At 61.9% G+C, this 17,079-nt stretch carries 15 protein-coding genes, 3 tRNA genes and 1 riboswitch; of the genes, 6 read left to right on the top strand and 12 right to left on the bottom strand.

The annotated features are described in order from the left end of the window. The first annotated feature begins 96 nt into the window (after positions 1-96). Both G5S42_RS02125 and G5S42_RS02130 read left to right on the top strand, forming a co-directional pair. Complete coding sequence (locus G5S42_RS02125; RefSeq protein WP_176105323.1) at positions 97-2,457, top strand: RelA/SpoT family protein; 2,361 nt, start codon at positions 97-99, stop codon at positions 2,455-2,457. A gap of 120 nt (positions 2,458-2,577) precedes the next feature. Further along, on the top strand, positions 2,578-3,063 hold the full coding sequence (locus tag G5S42_RS02130) for a phage protein NinX family protein (RefSeq protein ID WP_176105324.1): 486 nt from the start codon (positions 2,578-2,580) through the stop codon (positions 3,061-3,063). Positions 3,064-3,130: 67 nt separating this feature from the next. Here G5S42_RS02130 and G5S42_RS02135 read toward each other — a convergent pair. Both G5S42_RS02135 and G5S42_RS02140 read right to left on the bottom strand, forming a co-directional pair. Then, positions 3,131-3,207 (bottom strand) — tRNA-Arg (locus tag G5S42_RS02135). Positions 3,208-3,282: 75 nt separating this feature from the next. Then, positions 3,283-3,359: transfer RNA gene (locus G5S42_RS02140), tRNA-Arg, on the bottom strand. A 123-nt stretch (positions 3,360-3,482) separates the two neighbouring features. Here G5S42_RS02140 and greB point away from each other — a divergent pair. Continuing rightward, positions 3,483-4,052 carry a transcription elongation factor GreB gene (greB, locus tag G5S42_RS02145; protein ID WP_176105325.1) on the top strand — a complete coding sequence of 190 codons (570 nt, stop codon included), beginning with the start codon at positions 3,483-3,485 and terminating at the stop codon, positions 4,050-4,052. A 108-nt stretch (positions 4,053-4,160) separates the two neighbouring features. Here the strand turns inward: greB and G5S42_RS02150 are convergent, their stop codons facing one another. Both G5S42_RS02150 and G5S42_RS02155 read right to left on the bottom strand, forming a co-directional pair. Continuing rightward, positions 4,161-5,324: a porin gene (locus G5S42_RS02150; RefSeq protein WP_176105326.1), complete on the bottom strand. Its 1,164-nt coding sequence runs from the start codon at positions 5,322-5,324 to the stop codon at positions 4,161-4,163. A 524-nt stretch (positions 5,325-5,848) separates the two neighbouring features. Next, positions 5,849-6,091, bottom strand: a complete 243-nt coding sequence (locus G5S42_RS02155; protein ID WP_246391779.1) for a hypothetical protein — start codon at positions 6,089-6,091, stop codon at positions 5,849-5,851. Positions 6,092-6,489: 398 nt separating this feature from the next. On the opposite strand from G5S42_RS02155, the gene G5S42_RS02160 reads away from it, so the two are divergent. Next, the gene (locus tag G5S42_RS02160; protein WP_176105328.1) at positions 6,490-6,693 is read left to right on the top strand and encodes a cold-shock protein; all 204 of its coding nucleotides are present in this window, start codon (positions 6,490-6,492) and stop codon (positions 6,691-6,693) included. 312 nt (positions 6,694-7,005) lie between these two features. Next, the gene (locus G5S42_RS02165) at positions 7,006-8,154 is read left to right on the top strand and encodes an exonuclease domain-containing protein (protein WP_176105329.1); all 1,149 of its coding nucleotides are present in this window, start codon (positions 7,006-7,008) and stop codon (positions 8,152-8,154) included. Between the two features lie 38 nt (positions 8,155-8,192). Here G5S42_RS02165 and G5S42_RS02170 read toward each other — a convergent pair whose 3' ends face one another. The 7 genes from G5S42_RS02170 to pepN form a co-directional block, all read right to left on the bottom strand. Continuing rightward, positions 8,193-8,789, bottom strand: coding sequence for a chorismate mutase (locus G5S42_RS02170; protein ID WP_176105330.1), 597 nt, complete (start codon positions 8,787-8,789; stop codon positions 8,193-8,195). A gap of 282 nt (positions 8,790-9,071) precedes the next feature. Next, the gene (locus G5S42_RS02175; RefSeq protein ID WP_008921206.1) at positions 9,072-9,221 is read right to left on the bottom strand and encodes a hypothetical protein; all 150 of its coding nucleotides are present in this window, start codon (positions 9,219-9,221) and stop codon (positions 9,072-9,074) included. A gap of 1,035 nt (positions 9,222-10,256) precedes the next feature. Then, positions 10,257-10,332 (bottom strand) — tRNA-Thr (locus tag G5S42_RS02180). 73 nt (positions 10,333-10,405) lie between these two features. Next, positions 10,406-11,422 (bottom strand): class 1 fructose-bisphosphatase, encoded by a 1,017-nt coding sequence (locus G5S42_RS02185; RefSeq protein WP_176105331.1) that lies wholly within the window; start codon positions 11,420-11,422, stop codon positions 10,406-10,408. Positions 11,423-11,508: 86 nt separating this feature from the next. Continuing rightward, the gene (locus G5S42_RS02190) at positions 11,509-11,961 is read right to left on the bottom strand and encodes a HigA family addiction module antitoxin (protein WP_176105332.1); all 453 of its coding nucleotides are present in this window, start codon (positions 11,959-11,961) and stop codon (positions 11,509-11,511) included. Between the two features lie 16 nt (positions 11,962-11,977). Further along, positions 11,978-12,259, bottom strand: a complete 282-nt coding sequence (locus G5S42_RS02195; RefSeq protein ID WP_176105333.1) for a type II toxin-antitoxin system RelE/ParE family toxin — start codon at positions 12,257-12,259, stop codon at positions 11,978-11,980. A gap of 204 nt (positions 12,260-12,463) precedes the next feature. Next, positions 12,464-15,160, bottom strand: a complete 2,697-nt coding sequence (gene pepN / locus G5S42_RS02200) for an aminopeptidase N (protein WP_176105334.1) — start codon at positions 15,158-15,160, stop codon at positions 12,464-12,466. A gap of 324 nt (positions 15,161-15,484) precedes the next feature. Between pepN and G5S42_RS02205 the strand changes: the two genes are divergently transcribed. Continuing rightward, a complete protein-coding gene (locus G5S42_RS02205; RefSeq protein WP_176105335.1) occupies positions 15,485-16,174 on the top strand; it encodes a DUF4136 domain-containing protein in 690 nt (229 codons plus the stop codon). 1 nt (position 16,175) lies between these two features. On the opposite strand, the gene G5S42_RS02210 is transcribed toward G5S42_RS02205, so the two are convergent. Then, the gene (locus tag G5S42_RS02210; protein ID WP_176105336.1) at positions 16,176-16,748 is read right to left on the bottom strand and encodes a TMEM165/GDT1 family protein; all 573 of its coding nucleotides are present in this window, start codon (positions 16,746-16,748) and stop codon (positions 16,176-16,178) included. Positions 16,749-16,758: 10 nt separating this feature from the next. Then, a riboswitch (yybP-ykoY riboswitch) is annotated at positions 16,759-16,972 on the bottom strand. Between the last annotated feature and the right edge of the window lie 107 nt (positions 16,973-17,079).

The following is a 17,079-nucleotide window of genomic DNA, read 5'->3' on the forward strand; positions in this document are numbered from 1 at the left end:
GCACGGATTTTCGTTTTCGACTTGTCCGGTATTCGCCACACCGGATTGCTCAACGTGCAGAACTGTGTCCAACCCTGACCGCTACCGGAGGCGACCATGAGTGCTACCCCGCCCACCGCCACGGAAGCGGAACACGACACCGACGCGCCGTCGTCTGCACGCAAGTACATCGACGCGGTCCTCGAGCAATCGTTTCGTCATCTGTTCGGGCCGACCGCCACGCCGGAGCAGCCGCGCCGGCATGACGTCGTCTCCATCGCCAATCTGACGTCCGCGTTGTCCGGCTATCTGCCGCCGGAAGAAATCAAGGACATCAAGGCGGCGTTCCACTTCAGCGACGAAGCCCACCTCGGCCAGTATCGCCAGAGCGGCGAACCCTACATCACCCATCCGGTCGCGGTCGCGGAAATCTGCGCGGGCTGGAATCTCGACGCCCAGGCGATCATGGCCGCGCTGTTGCACGACGTGATGGAAGACCAGGGCGTGACCAAAGCGGAGCTCGCCGAGCGCTTCGGCGCGAAGGTCGCAGAACTGGTCGACGGGTTGTCAAAGCTGGACAAGATGGAGTTTCGCAATCGCGAGGAAGCGCAGGCGGAGAACTTCCGCAAGATGCTGCTCGCGATGGCGCGCGACGTGCGCGTGATCCTCGTGAAGCTCGCCGACCGGCTGCACAACATGCGCACGCTCGGCGCGGTGCCGCCGGAGAAACGTCGCCGCGTGGCGCGCGAAACGCTCGACATCTACGCGCCGATCGCTCACCGGCTCGGCCTGAACAATACCTATCGCGAGTTGCAGGACCTGAGCTTCGCGAATTTCAACCCGCATCGTTACGCGACGCTCGAAAAAGCCGTGAAGGCGGCGCGCGGTAATCGTCGCGAAGTGGTCGGCAAGATTCTCGAATCGGTGCAGCGCGCGATTGCCGACGCAAAGCTCGACGCCGAAGTCACCGGTCGCGAGAAAACCATCTTCAGCATTTACAAGAAGATGCGCGACAAGCAGCTGTCGTTCTCGCAGGTGCTTGACGTGTATGGTTTTCGCGTGGTCGTCGACAGCGCGCTCGAGTGCTATACCTGCATCGGCGCGCTGCATGCGCTGTTCAAGCCTGTTCCGGGCAAGTTCAAGGATTACATCGCGATCCCCAAGGTGAACGGCTATCAGTCGCTGCATACCACGCTCGTCGGCCCGTTCGGCGCGCCGATCGAGTTTCAGGTGCGCACCCGCAAGATGCACGAGATCGCCGAGGCGGGCGTTGCCGCGCATTGGCTTTACAAGAACGGCAGCGCGGACCTGAACGACGTGCAAAAGCGCGCGCACCAGTGGCTGAAGTCGCTGCTCGACATTCAGAGCGAAGCGGGCGATTCGAGCGAATTCCTCGAGCACGTGAAGATCGACTTGTTCCCGGACGCGGTCTACGTGTTCACGCCGAAGTCGAAGATCATGGCGCTGCCGCGCGGCGCCACCGCGCTCGACTTCGCGTATTCGATCCACAGCGACCTCGGCAACCAGTGCGTCGCGGTGAAGATCAACAACGAGCTGCTGCCGTTGCGTACCGAACTGAAGAGCGGCGACATCGTCGAGGTCATCACGGCGCCGTATTCGAAACCGAACCCCGCATGGCTCGGCTTCGTGCGCAGCGGCAAGGCGCGCTCGGCGATCCGTCATTATCTGAAGACGATGCGCCTTAACGAGTCGGTGCAGCTCGGCGAGCGTCTTGTCGATCAGGCGTTGAAGGGCTACGGCCTGGCGCTGTCGGACGTGACGCCGGAAGCGTGGGAAAAGCTCGTGCAGTGGACGGGCAACAAGAACCGTCAGGAAATTTTCGCGGACATTGGTCTCGGCCGACGGGTCGCCGCGGTGATGGCCAAGCGCATCGAAGTGCTGATGAGCGGGCGCGACGGCGACGACGACGGCTCGCGCTCCGAGTCCGGCTCGACGCCGCATGCGCCGCCGGTCGTCATCACTGGTACCGAGGGCATGTCGGTGCAGCTGTCCGCGTGTTGCCGTCCGATTCCGGGCGACGACATCATGGGCTATATCGGCATCGGCCTCGGCATGGCGATCCACACCACCGACTGCCGCGTCGCGCAGCGTATCCACCGGCGCGATCCGGGGCGCTGGATCGACGTTGCGTGGGCGCCGCAGCCGGGGCGTCTGTTCGATGTCGCGGTGAAGGTGCTGGTCAAGAATACCAAGGGCGTATTCGCCCGCGTAGCGGCCGACATCACGTCGGCGGACGCGAACATCGTCCATATCGCGATGGACGAAGATCTGTCGCAGGAATCCACAATTCTGCGCTTCGTGATTCAGGTCAGCGATCGTGTGCACCTGGCCAATGTGATGCGGCGCGTGCGCACCAATCCGGACGTGATGCGCATCGCGCGTGAACGGCCGAGCGAAGAAGGGCATCACCGCCACGACGGCGGCATGCGTATCGACCGCGAGCGCGCGGATTACTGAGCGGCTTCCGGCTGGGCGACGGCGCGGCCTGGACTGGCGCTTCACGCCAGTCTGGCATCTTTCGTGCGGCTCAGGATACAACTGAAGGCAAGTCTCACCTGAACCCCGGGGAGAACGCAGATGAACGTATCCGACCTCGCTGGCGTGGCGCTCGATTACTGGGTGGCGCGCAGCCTGCACGACTTCGTGCGCGAAATCTACTTTACCGATAGTGGCGAGACTGTTGCGATCCGCGGCAACGATCGTGGTCGTCCGTGGGACGGGCGCTTCACGCCTTGCGCGTCATGGGAAACGGCCGCCGTTGTGCTCGAGCGCGCGATACGGCTCGATGTGCGCGAGCAGAGCGAAAAAGGCGCGTTGTGCGTCGCGGAGTTCAAGGGCGGACAGCGGGCCTCGGAGGGGAGCGGCGACTCGCTGCGCATTGCTTTGCTGCGGGCGTTCGTCGCGAGCCATTTCGGCGATACCGTCGACGACGTGCTGCGCGAGCGCCAGGCACTGACCGGCATGCGGGCCGAGACGATCAGCGAGCAGACGGTAGGCGGGGTCGTCGAGGACTTGCCGCACCCGGACGGGCAGATTGGGGATATCCAGTCGCCGCCGCGTTGAACTGGCGCACCGGGTATGGTGCGCCAGAAAAAACAAAGGGCCTTCCGACTGGAAGGCCCTTCATAGGTGGCGCGGCTGGCAGGATTCGAACCCACGACCCCTTGGTTCGTAGCCAAGTACTCTATCCAACTGAGCTACAGCCGCACGCAAAACGGTGATGCTTGTTGCAAAAACCGGTCAAACCTGAGAGCTCCCGGCAAGGAAGCTCTCGCAAAAAAGTGGCGCGGCTGGCAGGATTCGAACCCACGACCCCTTGGTTCGTAGCCAAGTACTCTATCCAACTGAGCTACAGCCGCACACAGAAACGAGATTATAGCCAACGGAATTAAAAAATGGAAGCCCATCACGGCGATTTGTGTCGCGGGCCCGATCGTGTAACCTTTAATCAGGTTGTTGCTAGCTGCTGTTATTGGATGATTATGAACAAGGCCTTTGTCAAAGAGTCGAGCGAGGACAACGACGACGATCTCGACGTCACCCAGCCCGACGTGCCCGCAGGCACCAAAAATTACATGACTCCCGCCGGTCATCGGCGTATGCGCGATGAGTTGCTGCATCTGATCGATGTCGAGCGGCCCGAGGTCGTCAAGCTCGTGTCGTGGGCGGCGTCGAACGGCGACCGCTCGGAGAATGGCGACTACATCTATGGCAAACGACGTTTGCGCGAAATCGACCGGCGCATCCGTTTCCTGACCAAGCGGCTCGATCTGGCCGAGGTCGTCGATAGCAGCCAGCAGGAAAACCTCGACCAGGTGTTCTTCGGCGCGACGGTCGACTATGCGACCGAGGACGGCGAAGAGCATAAGGTGACGATCGTCGGCGTCGACGAGGTCGACCTGGACATTGGGCACGTGAGCTGGATTTCGCCCATTGCGCGTGCGCTGCTGAAGGCCAAGGTCGGCGATACGGTCACGCTGTTCACGCCGGCCGGCCCTCAGCCGATCGACATTCTCGACGTCAAGTACCCGCCACCTGATGCCGACCGCTAGGGCGCTGGCGGAGGAGCAGGCAAAGTCTGGCGAAAGACCCCTTCGGCGCGAACATAAAAAAAGGCGCCGCGAACGGCGCCTTCTCTACTGTCAGCCTTTGCGCAGTGCTTAGAAGCGGTGACGCAGACCAGCCGTCACGGCGACTTGCTTGTTGTTGCCCGAAGCGTTACCCACGCCATTGATGAAGGCGGGGACGATCGAGTCTTCGTTTGCCGCCTGATACACGCCTTGCAGATACACGTCGGTACGCTTGGACAACGCGTATGCGGTTTGCAGGTCGACCTGGTTCCAGTGCACGTGCTGGCTGGACAGGTTAGCGCGGGTGTACGTGTACGCAGCGGCAATGCTGATCGCCGGTGTCAGAGCGTAACGAGCGTTACCCTCGAAATTCTGGAACTGGGCGCTGTTGGACGGGAAGCCGATACCGCCCGAGACACCCGATGAGCCCTGGCTGATGCCGACGAGGCCATGCAGGTTCGTCTGCGAGTACACGATGCCAACGGTTGCCGGGCCGAACGCGTAGTTGGCGCCTGCGCCCCATGTTTGCTGACGTTGCGCGAAGAAGGTGTTGTCGCCCGATACTGCGCCACCCGAATTGAACGCTGCGGCCGCGCCGGTTGCGCCGTTGGCGTTTAGTTGCAAGTAAGCGGCTGCGACGTTCAGGCCGCCCCAGTTGTACGATGCGCCCGCGCTGTATGCGCGGTTGTTCGCGAAGCCGCTAGCCTGGTTCGAAAAGCCGTACAACGCGCCGAACTTGAAGCCGCCGTAGTTCGCGCTCGTGTACTTGGCCGAGTTGTTGATACGGAACGAGTTGTTCAGGTTGTCGTTGTCGAACGGGTGGGCGAACTGGGTGCCGCCGTATTGCGTGCCGGTCAGCGCCAGCGGGCCGACGAAGTCGACCATGCTGTCATATTGACGGCCGAGCGTGACAGCGCCGAACTGGTCGCTCGACAGACCGACGAATGCCTGCCGGCCGAACATACGGCCGTTCTGCTTGAGCGTGCCGTCGTTGATTCCAAAGCCGTTTTCCAACGTGAAGATGGCCTTCAGACCACCGCCGAGATCTTCAGCGCCACGCAGGCCCCAGCGGCTACCGTTCACCGAACCGCTCGTCATCGCAACGTTGGCGCCGTGCTGGGTAGCACTGACGCGCTGGTTATTCGTATAAGTAATCCCGGCGTCGATCAGGCCATACAGGGTGACGCTACTTTGCGCGTGCGCTGCCGTGACGAAAACGCCGGACAGGGCAGCGACCATGAGTGTCTTCTTCATTGATATAACTCCAAGAGCGAGAGAGGTATAAAACCCTGGCTTAGGAGACCTTCACGCGAGCGCTGCGAGAAGCGGAATCCGCGTGAGAAGCGCGCTGACCAGATCCGCGCCGGTTTCCGATTACGCAGAGTGTAGAGAGACACTTCCATGAGTTGATGTTCCGATTTGCGCAATAAAGTATTACGCATCAAGAAACGATCGTGATTCGCCATTCGGGCCTTATGGATAAAGGCTTTGCGACGACTCGGCGGAATTCAGCGTCTGATTTTTCCTAAACCGCGTTGCTGATTCGCGACACCAAACGATGCGGAAAAACAACGGGAAGAAATGCGGAAAAACCATTGTTGTTATTGCGGCAATACACGATTGTCAATTGTGTGAATAATCGAAATCGCATACGACCGCTATACTTTAGTTTCTGCTTTCCGAAGCAGACTTTTTCGTTGACGAAAAAGATCTCCAAACCTTTGTCAGCGCGACCTTCAAGTCGCGCTTTTTTTATGGCGGACGACCTTCGAACTGCTCTAGTGAGCGGGGGCGGTGCCTTCCGTGTCGTCCCAATCGCCCTGCGCGGACACGCTCCAGTCTTCCATCACATAACGGCGCGCATCCATCGGCGAGGAGAGCAGGTTCTGCCAATGGTCTCCATGCCACATCGGATCGAAGTCGAAAACCGTGGATGATTCCGCGGTTGCAGGTTGATCTGGTATGACCTTTGCATGCGAATGAGTTAGCCAGGCGAACAGACGGCGAATTTCCTGGAACATGACAACCTCCTGAAGCACATCGCTACAACTCATCTGCATCATGCGAGTCGGACTGCGCAGCAACAAGTCGGACAAACACTTACGCAAAGATGGATTTTGTTACATTCGCATTGCATATTTTTCGCAAATTTTTCCGTTTCCAGTCTGGGCTAAATCATTCCAGGTAAGTTTGACGGGTTGACCTGTATCGATGCGATTTGAAGCATTATCTTTTTATACGCTAAACGCATATGAAAAGTTTACTTGACGGCGATTCTCTGTTCCCCGTATAACGGCAAAGCCGAATTTGATTGGCTGTTTCTGGTTTTTGTCTTGATCAGATATGGGCAACTGAATCGGGGTTGGATCGATTCAAGGGCAATGCCCGCTTTGGATAAATCACCGAGGAAAAACAGGAAATGGAAACTGGTGTCGTCAAATGGTTCAACGATGCTAAGGGTTTTGGCTTCATTACGTCGGACGCGGGTGGCGAGGATCTTTTCGCCCACTTTTCGGAGATCCGCAGCGAGGGCTTCAAGTCGTTGAAGGAAAACCAGCGGGTGTCTTTTGAAGTCAAGACCAGCCCGAAGGGCAAGCAGGCGTCCAACATTCAGCCGCTGTAAGTGCGCTGCGCCAGGCGTGCCGGCCCACGCAGTCGGGAGCGAAAAACCCTCGCCGTCGCGCGAGGGTTTTTTATTGTTATTGAATCCCAGCCGAGCTTCGGTGACTCCATGTTCAACAATTATTGTCGGAAGATGATTCACTGAAGCGAAATTGGCTACGTCCGGATTAATGATTTAAGCGTCTGTGGGATATCTGCGCAAAATTGAGGGGCCGCCGACCAGTTTCTGCCTCAGCACGGCGCTCAGTGTGGATGCGCACCGTCCAGCTGGTGCATACTTGCCGCAAATTCACGCATCCGAATCTCTTGCCCCATGTCTGAACTGCTTTCGCCGGAACCGGCGCTCGATACACCCATCGTTTTTGTCGACCTCGAAACGACCGGCGGCTCGACGAGCGAGCACCGCATTACTGAGGTGGGCGTCGTCGAAGTCGGGCCGGCCGGCGTATCGCGCTGGAGCAGCCTCATCGATCCGCGCCAGCCCATTCCGTCGTTCATCCAGCAACTGACCGGTATCACGAACGACATGGTGCGCGGCGCACCGACGTTCGAGTCGATCGCGCCCGCGCTGTTCGAGCGCCTGAACGGCAAGCTGTTCGTCGCGCACAACGCGAGTTTCGATCGCGGATTTTTACGCAGCGAATTTCGTCGCGCGGGAATTGCGTTCGATCCGGACGTGCTTTGCACGGTGCGGCTGTCGCGCGCGCTGTTTCCCGGCGAAAAGCGCCATGGTCTCGATGCGCTCGTCGAACGTCATGCGCTGGTGCCGTCCGACCGTCACCGCGCGCTCGCCGACGCCGATCTGATCTGGCAGTTCTGGCAGCGTCTGCCGACGCTCGTACCGCTCGAAGCGCTGCGCGCGCAGATCGAGCGCACGACGCGTCGCTACCGGCTCGCCGGCGACATCACCGAAGACCTGCTCGACACCGCGCCGGCAGGCTGTGGCGTGTATGCGTTCTATGGCGAAGGAGATGCACCGCTCTATGTCGGCCGCAGCGTGCGCGTGCGTCAGCGGCTGCGCTCACATCTGACCGGCGAGCGGCGTTCGTCGAAGGATATGCGGCTTGCGCACCTGGTGCGGCGCGTCGAATGGCGCGCGACTGGCGGCGAACTCGGCGCGATGCTCGCGGAGGCGCAGTGGATCGCGACGCTGCGGCCGGGCCACAACCGTTTGCCGCGCGTGACGAAGAGCGATCCCGCGAACGCGCCGTGGCCGTTCGAGGGGCCGATCGTTTTCGAGGAGCGTGAGGACGCGCAGCGCATCTTCCACGTGGTCGATCGCTGGCGATACCTCGGGCACGCGCCGTCGCTCGTGCAGGCGGCGCAACTGCATGCGTCGACACTGGCGGGGTCGTTCGAACTCTCGACGTACCGTATCCTGCAAAGCCATCTGGCTCGTGGTCTGCGCGTGATGCCGTTGAGCGTATCGCGTGACACGCCGGAGTCGAGCATCGTCGTGTGACGCCTATGCAGCGTGCGCTCGTGGTAGCGTTGGCGGAATCAGCCGGTCGCGCCAACTCCACCGGTCTCGCACACGTGACCTAGCGCGCGCGTCATCGCGCTCGAATGCGCGGAGTCATAGCGCGTCAGCGTTTTCCAGTTAGCCAGCGATTGCGCGATGCGCGACGGGCAATCGTCCGCTGCGCGCAGCGGCTGCACGCGCGCCAGACTCGACATCAACGATTGCGTCAGCTTGTCGAGCTGTGGTCGCGTGCTGGTTGCGAGATCGGGTGCGGGACCTTGCGGTGGCTGCGTGCTGCGCCATTTTGCGAACAGCGCGTTCTGCACGTCTTTGCTCGCATCGATCTGGTCCTGGAAGAACGCGCGCGCGAACGCCGGGTCGACGTTTGCCGCCGCAGCGCGCTTTTCCACATCGGCGAGCAGCGCGTTTTCACGCGGCGTATCGGTGATCGGCTGGTGGTTCGCCCATTTCCAGCGCGCGACCGGCTCCGCGAGCGCAAGGCGCTGCGAAACCAGTGCGACCAGGTTCGTGAGCGCGGTGTCGTCACCATCGGCAAGGGCGGGGGTGGGCGAGAAAGCGACGGTGGCGGCGATGGCGAGCGCGCAGGACGCGGCGAAGCGATGCAAACGATTCATGAGGTGGACGTGGCCGGGCGGCCGTTGACGGAAAAACCAGAAGAATAAATGATGCCCGGCAAACCTCGCGCGACGGGCCACTTTACACAGTTGTCGGAGAGGAAAGTGGTGCGTGAAGGACGCGCGTATTCGTACGCTCGAGCCGTGTGGCCCAGTGTAGCTGCTGCGATCAGGCGGACTGATCCAGCGTCCTCACGGAGGTGTCGGACGCGTAATGAGGGCGCGAGTACTCACCGCGCATGACATCAACGAACGCGAATGCTGCATCGCGCCAGTGGTCCGTTACTTCGGATCGCACGACTTGCGTTGTTCGTCGAAGAAAGCGCGAACATGCTCGGGCAGCTCGGCTCCCAAAAACTCGACGGCCACAGGTTCCGGATCCGGGTAAAAAACCTTGTCCGGGGTCGGAATCTTCGGTGGTTTGGCATCCATGATCTTTCTCCTTTGCGAACCGATTATCGGCCTCGTTCCCCGCATGGCACCAGTGCCCAATGCGAGTCAAACATACTCTGTTGCTTTAACGGCACAAGCCGACACATCAGCAGAGGGATTGAATAAAATTTATCGTCTAACTATCGCTTGGGTTTGGCGATCTGCCTGATCCGCTTAATTCCCAGCGTGAAATGATCTCGATCCGGCTCCCTCCGCCATTCGCTCTCGCGCCTTGCCACACCCCGGTTTGAGTACGTCCGATCGATATTTCCCCGCACTGCATCTGACGTTCTCGTGTGAAAAAACGTGACAAATTTGTGCATTGCCGCATCGGCAGGATTTTCCCGTTTTCTGAATTGAACGTTCGTAATTTGCCGATTGCATAACTGCGTGCCTAATACTTGGTAAACGGCACATTCCGCGCCGCGTTGACCGGACCAAGCGCTGTTTAAAGATTTTTGTCGTTAATTAAATGCTGACAGTTGGTTGGCGTACCCATTCCCCATATTGCTGTGACAAAAGGAACGCATTTTGCGACATGTCGAACATACGCGATCGCGCCTCCTATGATTGAAGCGACTACCGATGTTTCGACGTGCGTTGACAGACGGACACGCGACCCGCAGAGCGGATCATGACGTTCTTCATGTTGGGGGAGAGGTCGCCGATGGAAAACGCTGTCTACTGGAGCGGACGTCAGGTTGGCATCGAGTGCGCCGGCAGGATCTTGTGGTTCGCGTCGGCACCCGCGCAAGCGCTAGCCGCATACGGCGCGTCCGAGCAGCCGACCCCACAGGCCGATACTGTCGTTGCGCGGAACCTCGCGATGCCACGGTCATACGACCCGCTCCACGTTCCCGACCAGGCTGGCCCGCGCGCACCGCGCTAGAGAACGTGCTGCTCGTCCACGCACGGGGAACAGGCTCAGCAGGAGCTTCGTGTCGTGGTCGATCCAGTGGGAGGTCGGCAACGTCTCGCGCGACGGCAAAACAAAAAGCCCAGTCACGAGGACTGGGCTTTTTGCTTGAAACTTGATGGTGCCGGAAAGAGGAATCGAACCCCCGACCTTCGCATTACGAATGCGCTGCTCTACCGTCTGAGCTATTCCGGCATCAGGAGAAACGAGATTATAGGGACTACTTCAGTGACTTGGCAAGCCCCTTGATGCATTTTTTCTTTCGCGATCACTTCTTCGCTTCGAGGTGATAGCGGGTTACGCGATCGACCTCGTTCTTTGAGCCGAGGAACACCGCGACGCGCTCGTGCAGGCTCTTTGGCTGGACGTCGAGAATACGCTTCTCGCCGTTGGTTGCGGCGCCGCCCGCCTGCTCGACGATGAAGGCCATCGGATTGGCTTCATACATCAGACGCAGCTTGCCGGGCTTGTCCGGTGTGCGCTTGTCGGCCGGGTACATGAAGATGCCGCCGCGATTCAGGATGCGATGTACGTCGGCGACCATCGATGCGATCCAGCGCATGTTGAAGTCGGCCTGGCGCGAACCGTCCTTGCCCGCTTTCAGTTCGCCGATGTATTGCTGAACCGGCGGATACCAGTGACGTTCGTTCGAAGCGTTGATCGCGTACTCGCGAGTTTCGACGGGAATACGCATGTCGCTTTGCGTGAGCACCCACGAGCCGAGTTCGCGATCGAGCGTGAAGCAGTTCACGCCGTTGCCGGTGGTCAGCACGAGCACTGTTTGCGGGCCGTACACCGCATAGCCCGCGGCGACCTGCTCCGTGCCCGGCTGCAGGAACGATTGCTCGGTGGCCTGGTGGCCGTCCGGGCAGCGCAGCACCGAGAAGATCGTGCCGATCGACACATTGACGTCGATGTTCGACGAGCCGTCGAGCGGATCGAACACGAGCAGATATTCGCCCTTCGGATAGTTGGCCGGAATCGGGAAGAACTGTTCCATTTCCTCGGAGGCCATGCCTGCGAGGTTGCCGCCCCATTCGTTCGCCTCGAGCAGAATTTCGTTCGACAGGATGTCGAGCTTCTTCTGCACCTCGCCCTGGACGTTTTCGCTGCCCGCCGAGCCGAGGGCATCGCCGAGCGCGCCCTTGCTGACGTGGTAGCTGATCGCCTTGCACGCGCGCGCGACGACTTCGATCAACAGGCGCAGATCGGCGGGCAGGTTGTTGGTTTCACGCTGCTGCTCGATCAGGTACTTCGTGAGAGTGGTACGACGTTGCAAAGACATTGCTGTACTCCGGGAAGGCTAGAAGAATGATGGGATTTTAACCGCTCGTGTGTGTCGGCTCCGTGCTTTTGGCCGCACGGCCGCCTTCAGGTCTTGCGGCGCGTCCTGGCCGAGACGGTGCCGCGGACGCTGGCCGCGAGCGCCGCGGCCCGGGCGTGCCCGGCGGGCACGCTGGGCAGTTTCGGGCGCTCGGCGCGCGGCATCGGTTCGATTTCCCGTTCGATCTGCTCGCCGGCGGCGGCGGTGGCGACGCGCAGATCGTAGGCAATCTGCAGATTGAGCCAGAACTGCGCGCTGGCGCCGAAATAGCGCTCGAGCCGCAGCGCGGTATCGGCGGAGATGGCGCGGCGGCCGCGCACGACGTCGTTGATGCGCGGCGCCGGCACCCGCAGTGCAAGGGCGAGCGCGTTGACGGACATGCCGAGCGGCTCGAGAAACTCGCTGCGCAGAATTTCGCCAGGATGGATCTCGTCAATGGCCGCGCCCGTATCGATGTCGGAGAAATCGATGCTTTTCAGCGCGGAGCGTTTGATGACCATGTCGGTCTCCCAGTAGTCAGTGATAGTCGACGATCTCGACATTCAGCGCGTCCTCGCCGACGAAATGAAAACAGATGCGCCACTGCGCATTGATGCGGATGCTCCATTGCCCGCTGCGCTCGCCTTGCAACGCTTCGAGCCGGTTTCCGGACGGCGCGTGCAAATTCGCGATGGAGCTCGCGGCGTCGATCATCAGCAGCTTGCGATGTGCTAGCGGCTGGATCGAGTGCGGCAACGTATGCACGAACCTGCCCTGGAAAATTCTTGCGGTGGCCTTGTCTGCGAACGTCGTGATCATCGAATCGTATTACGCATTGCGTTAAATGTAAACCATTAAACGTGTGCGTATACTTTCTACCCGCCGAGGTCCGATGAACAGTCGGCCAAATGGCTAACGCCGTGCCACGACCGGGGAGCGCAGCCCATCAACGAAAAAGCAGCGCGAAAAAAAGCCGGCAACGCGTGCCGGCTTTCCGATGCGACTCGAGAACTCAGCGAGGCATCACGCCAACGCCTTCTCGACGATCTCGCGCACGTCGCGCGACTTGACCTGCGCGGCCACTTTCTCGAGCGCCGCGCGCATGCTGTCGCGCAGCGCCGGCGTGAAGCGTCGCCACAGCTCGAGCGAACGTGCGAGGCGCGCGGCCACCTGCGGATTGAGCGCGTCGAGCGCGATCACCTGCTCGGCCCAGAATGCGTAGCCGGAGCCATCTGCCGCGTGGAACTGCGCGGGGTTCGCCGCGCAGAAGCTGAAAATCAGCGAACGTGCCCGGTTCGGGTTCTTCAGGTTGAAGGCCGGATGCGTCATCAGCTTGCGCACCGTATCGATCACCGGATGCTGTGCGCCGCCGCGCTGCGTGGCCTGCAACGCGAACCATTTATCGATGACGAGCGGCTCCTTCTCGAAGCGTCGATAGAAGTCGTCGAGCGCGTGCTGCGCCTCGGGGCTGCCGCCTTGCGGCGCGGCCGCGTTGAGCAGCGCCGACAGCGCGGCCGCGCGGTCGGTCATGTTGTTCGCGGCTTCATATTGCGCGGAGGCAAGACGTACGGCGTCCGCGGAATCGTCGAGCTCGGTCAGATACGACAGCGCGAGATTCTTCAACGCTCGATGACCGGCCGCCTCCGGCGTCGCCTCGTAGGCGCCCGGCGTGCGATGCTGCTCGTAGACCTTCAGCCAGTCGTCACGCAGCGCATTGGCGAGGCGCTTGCGCACGAACTGCCGTGCCGCGTGCACCGCGGCCGGATTCGACTCGGCCATCTGCTCGGCCAGATACGCTTCGGACGGAAGCATCAGCGCGAGTTCACGGAATGCCGGCGACAGCGTCTCGTCGGTCAAAACACGCGCGAACGCGGCGACCACCGAGTCGTCGAACTGCAGCGCCGCGCCCGTGGCCGCACGCCCGGCGAGCGCGAGCAGCTCGCGGGTGGCGAGCCGCTGGCCGGCCTCCCAACGGTTGAACGGATCGCTGTCGTGCGCAAGCAGGAACGCGAGCTGTTCGGCCGTGTAGTCGTATTCGACGATCACCGGTGCCGAGAAATTGCGCAGCAGCGACGGCAGCGGTTCCTGCCCGACGTTGACGAACGTGAAGGTCTGCTCGGTCTGCGCGAATTCGAGCACGCGCGTGGTCGACTCCGACGCCTTCGCCTCGCCGTCGAGCTGCAGTGGCAGATCGCGGCCGTCCTTGCCGATCAGACCGATCGCGAACGGAATCAGCAGCGGACCCTTCTGCGTTTCGCGCGCGGCTGGCACGGCATCGCCGTAGCCTTGGCGCAGCGTCACGCTGTAGCGCTGCTGCGCGGCGTCGTAGCGCGCGCACACCGACACCCGCGGCGTGCCGGCCTGGCTGTACCAGCGCTCGAACTGCGCGAGGTCGCGGCCGTTCGCGTCGGCGAGCGCGTGACGGAAGTCGTCGCAGGTCACGGCCTGGCCGTCGTGACGCTTGAAGTACAGGTCCATGCCCTTGCGAAAGCCGTCGCGGCCGAACAGCGTCTGATACATCCGCACGACTTCCGAGCCTTTCTCGTACACGGTCATCGTGTAGAAGTTGTTGATCTCGACGTAGCTCTCCGGGCGCACCGGATGCGCCATCGGACCCGCGTCCTCGGCGAACTGCAATTGACGCAGCACGCGCACGTCCTCGATGCGCTTGGTCGCGCGCGCGGCTTCGTCGCTGGCGCCGCCCGCCATGTCGGCCGAGAACTCCTGGTCGCGAAACACGGTCAGGCCTTCCTTCAGGCTCAGCTGGAACCAGTCGCGGCAGGTCACGCGGTTGCCGGTCCAGTTGTGGAAGTACTCGTGGCCGACCACCGCCTCGATGTTCGCGAAGTCGGTGTCGGTGGCCGTTTCGGGATTCGCGAGCACGTACTTCGTGTTGAAGATGTTGAGCCCCTTGTTCTCCATCGCGCCCATGTTGAAGTCGCTGACCGCGACGATCATGAAGCGGTCCAGATCGAGCTCGAGCCCGAAGCGCTCTTCGTCCCAGCGGATCGAGTGGATCAGCGAATCCATCGCGTGACGGGTCTTGTCGAGATCATGCGGCTCGACCCACACCTGCAGCAGCTTTTCCTTGCCCGAGCCAGTCTTCACGCGTTCTTCGAGCGCGACGAGCTTGCCCGCGACGAGCGCGAACAGATAGCTCGGCTTCTTGAACGGATCTTCCCAGCGCGCGAAATGACGGCCGTCGGGCAGCTCGCCTTCTTCGAGCAGATTGCCGTTCGACAGCAGCACCGGATAGTCGGTCTTGCTCGCGCGCAGCGTGACCGTGAAGCTCGCCATCACATCGGGGCGGTCGAGGAAGTAGGTGATGCGGCGAAAGCCCTCGGCTTCGCACTGCGTGAAGAAGTTGCCGCTCGACACGTACAGCCCCGACAGCGTGGTGTTTTCCGCGGGATTGCAGATGCTCGTGAGGGTCAGCTCGAAGCTGTCCGGCACGTTGTCGAGCAGCAGGCCATGTTCGTGCGGGTGGGCGTTCGGGAACGGCTGCCCGTCGATCTCCGCGCTGACGAACTCCAGCTGCTCGCCCATCAGTTCGAAATGCGCGGCGCGCGAAGCATCCGGGTTGCGGCGCACGCGCATCGTATTTCTGACAACCGTGCGTTCGGGGACCAGATCGAACTCCAGCGCGACGGTGTCGATCAGGAAGGCGGGCGGCGCGTAATCGGCGCGGCGGATCACATTGGGCGTTGCGGTATCGGCCATGGTGTTCTTTGGTGGTGTACTCGAGCGGTCGGGCGCGCAAACGGCGCGCGAGCCGGGCTTGGTCGACTCATTGTACAAAGCCTCGGGCGATCGTGCGGAGGGGAAGGGGGCCGAGTTTCGGCGCCGGGCAGCGCGTCCGGTTTTGGACGGGCAGGGCAAGAACCTTTTGCTCGCTGCCGAGGTCAGCGTATTATCGGGCGCCGTGCGCGGCGGGGACCCGGCAGCGTCAGCCGGCGAGCGCATCGCACGACGGAATAATTGCGGCCGAAGCAGAGTTTTAACCGAAGCTGAATAGATGCAACCAGAGGCATCACGAGGCAGACCATGAACTTCGATCGATGGACCCGCCGCGTCGCGTTGCTGTTCGTCGCGCTGAGCGTGCTGTTGTCCGGCTGCACGACCTACGTGACGACACAGGTCACGGCGTTCTCCGACTGGACCGGCAGCGACGCAACCCGCACCTATGCGTTCACGCGCCACGAGGATCAGAAGAACAATCTCGAACTGAGCGCCTACGAGCGGATCGTCGCAAACGAGCTCGCCGTGCACGCGTTCCGCGAAGTCCCTCGCGACGAAGCGCGCTATCTGGTGGAACTCGCCTATGGCATCCGCTCGGATGTCGTGACCGTCGCGCAGCCGGTCTACTACAACCCGTGGCCCGGCCCTTACTGGGGCCGGCCGTTCGATCCGTGGGGTCCGTGGGGGCCGTTCCCGGCGACATACGTGAACCAGAGCTACCCGGTATTCACGCATCTGCTCGGCATCCGGATTACCGAGCGTGCGAGCGGCCGGGAGGTCTACAACGTGACGGCGCGCAATTTCGGCGAGGAGTCGTCGCTGGTGCGGGCGATGCCTTATCTGGCGCGTAGCGCGCTGGCGGACTTCCCGCTGGCCAACGGCGCCGTGCACACCGTGAAGATCCCGCTCGGCGGCGGCGCGGCTGCGAACGAAGTGTCTCTGCCAGCGGCGACGCCGCCCGCGGGTTCGGCGTCGGCGCCGAAGGCCGCGCAGTAGCTTAAACCCCGACCCCGAACAAGGCCATCGCGCCCAGCACGACGAACATCACCGCGGCAATGCCGTGCACGAGCTTCGTCGGCAGACGATGCGCGAAGCGGTCGCCGAGCAGGATCGCCGGGACGTTCGCGATCATCATGCCGAGCGTCGTGCCGGCCACCACGCCGAAGAAATCGTGAAAGCGCGCGGCGAGGGCGACCGTCGCGATCTGCGTCTTGTCGCCCATCTCGGCGAGGAAGAACGTGACGACCGTGGTGCCGAACACGCCGAAGTGCGTGCGGTTCGTGTTGGCTTCCTCGTCTTCGAGCTTGTCGGGCACCAGAATCCACAGCCCCATGCCGACGAACGACGCCGCCAGCGCCCAGCGCATGACGGTCGGCGTCAGCATCGAACCGAGCCACGCGCCGAGCGCGCCGGCGCCCGCGTGATTGATCAGCGTTGCCGCGAACACGCCGAGAATGATCGGCACGGGCTTGCGATAGCGCGCGGCCAGCACGAGCGACAGCAGTTGCGTCTTGTCGCCGATTTCGGCGAGCGCGACCGCACCGGTCGAAATGAGAAAAGCTTGAGTCACGTTGAATGGATTCCTCGGGCCGAAGATGAACGAGCGACGACCCACGACACGCCGGGCCCTGTTGCGGCGCGTGTGGATCATCGGTCTCGCCAGGCCAGAGGCTGCGACTGCCATGGCCGTGCTGGCCAAGTGTGTTGACAGGCGCCCCCGCGAGCCACACGTGCGACGCACCGGCGAAGCGGTGCGGACGTGCCGCGGGGCGGCTACTCCCCAATGAGGGGCGGAGTATAACAGGCGCCGCAGCATCGCTGTGACGAATGTTGTTCGCGTGCGGACGACGACCCTGCGGAGGTGTTTTCGCTCTACGACGTATTCCGCGAAAGACCAATGA

The sequence above is a fragment of the Paraburkholderia youngii genome (assembly GCF_013366925.1).
GTDB lineage: Bacteria > Pseudomonadota > Gammaproteobacteria > Burkholderiales > Burkholderiaceae > Paraburkholderia > Paraburkholderia youngii.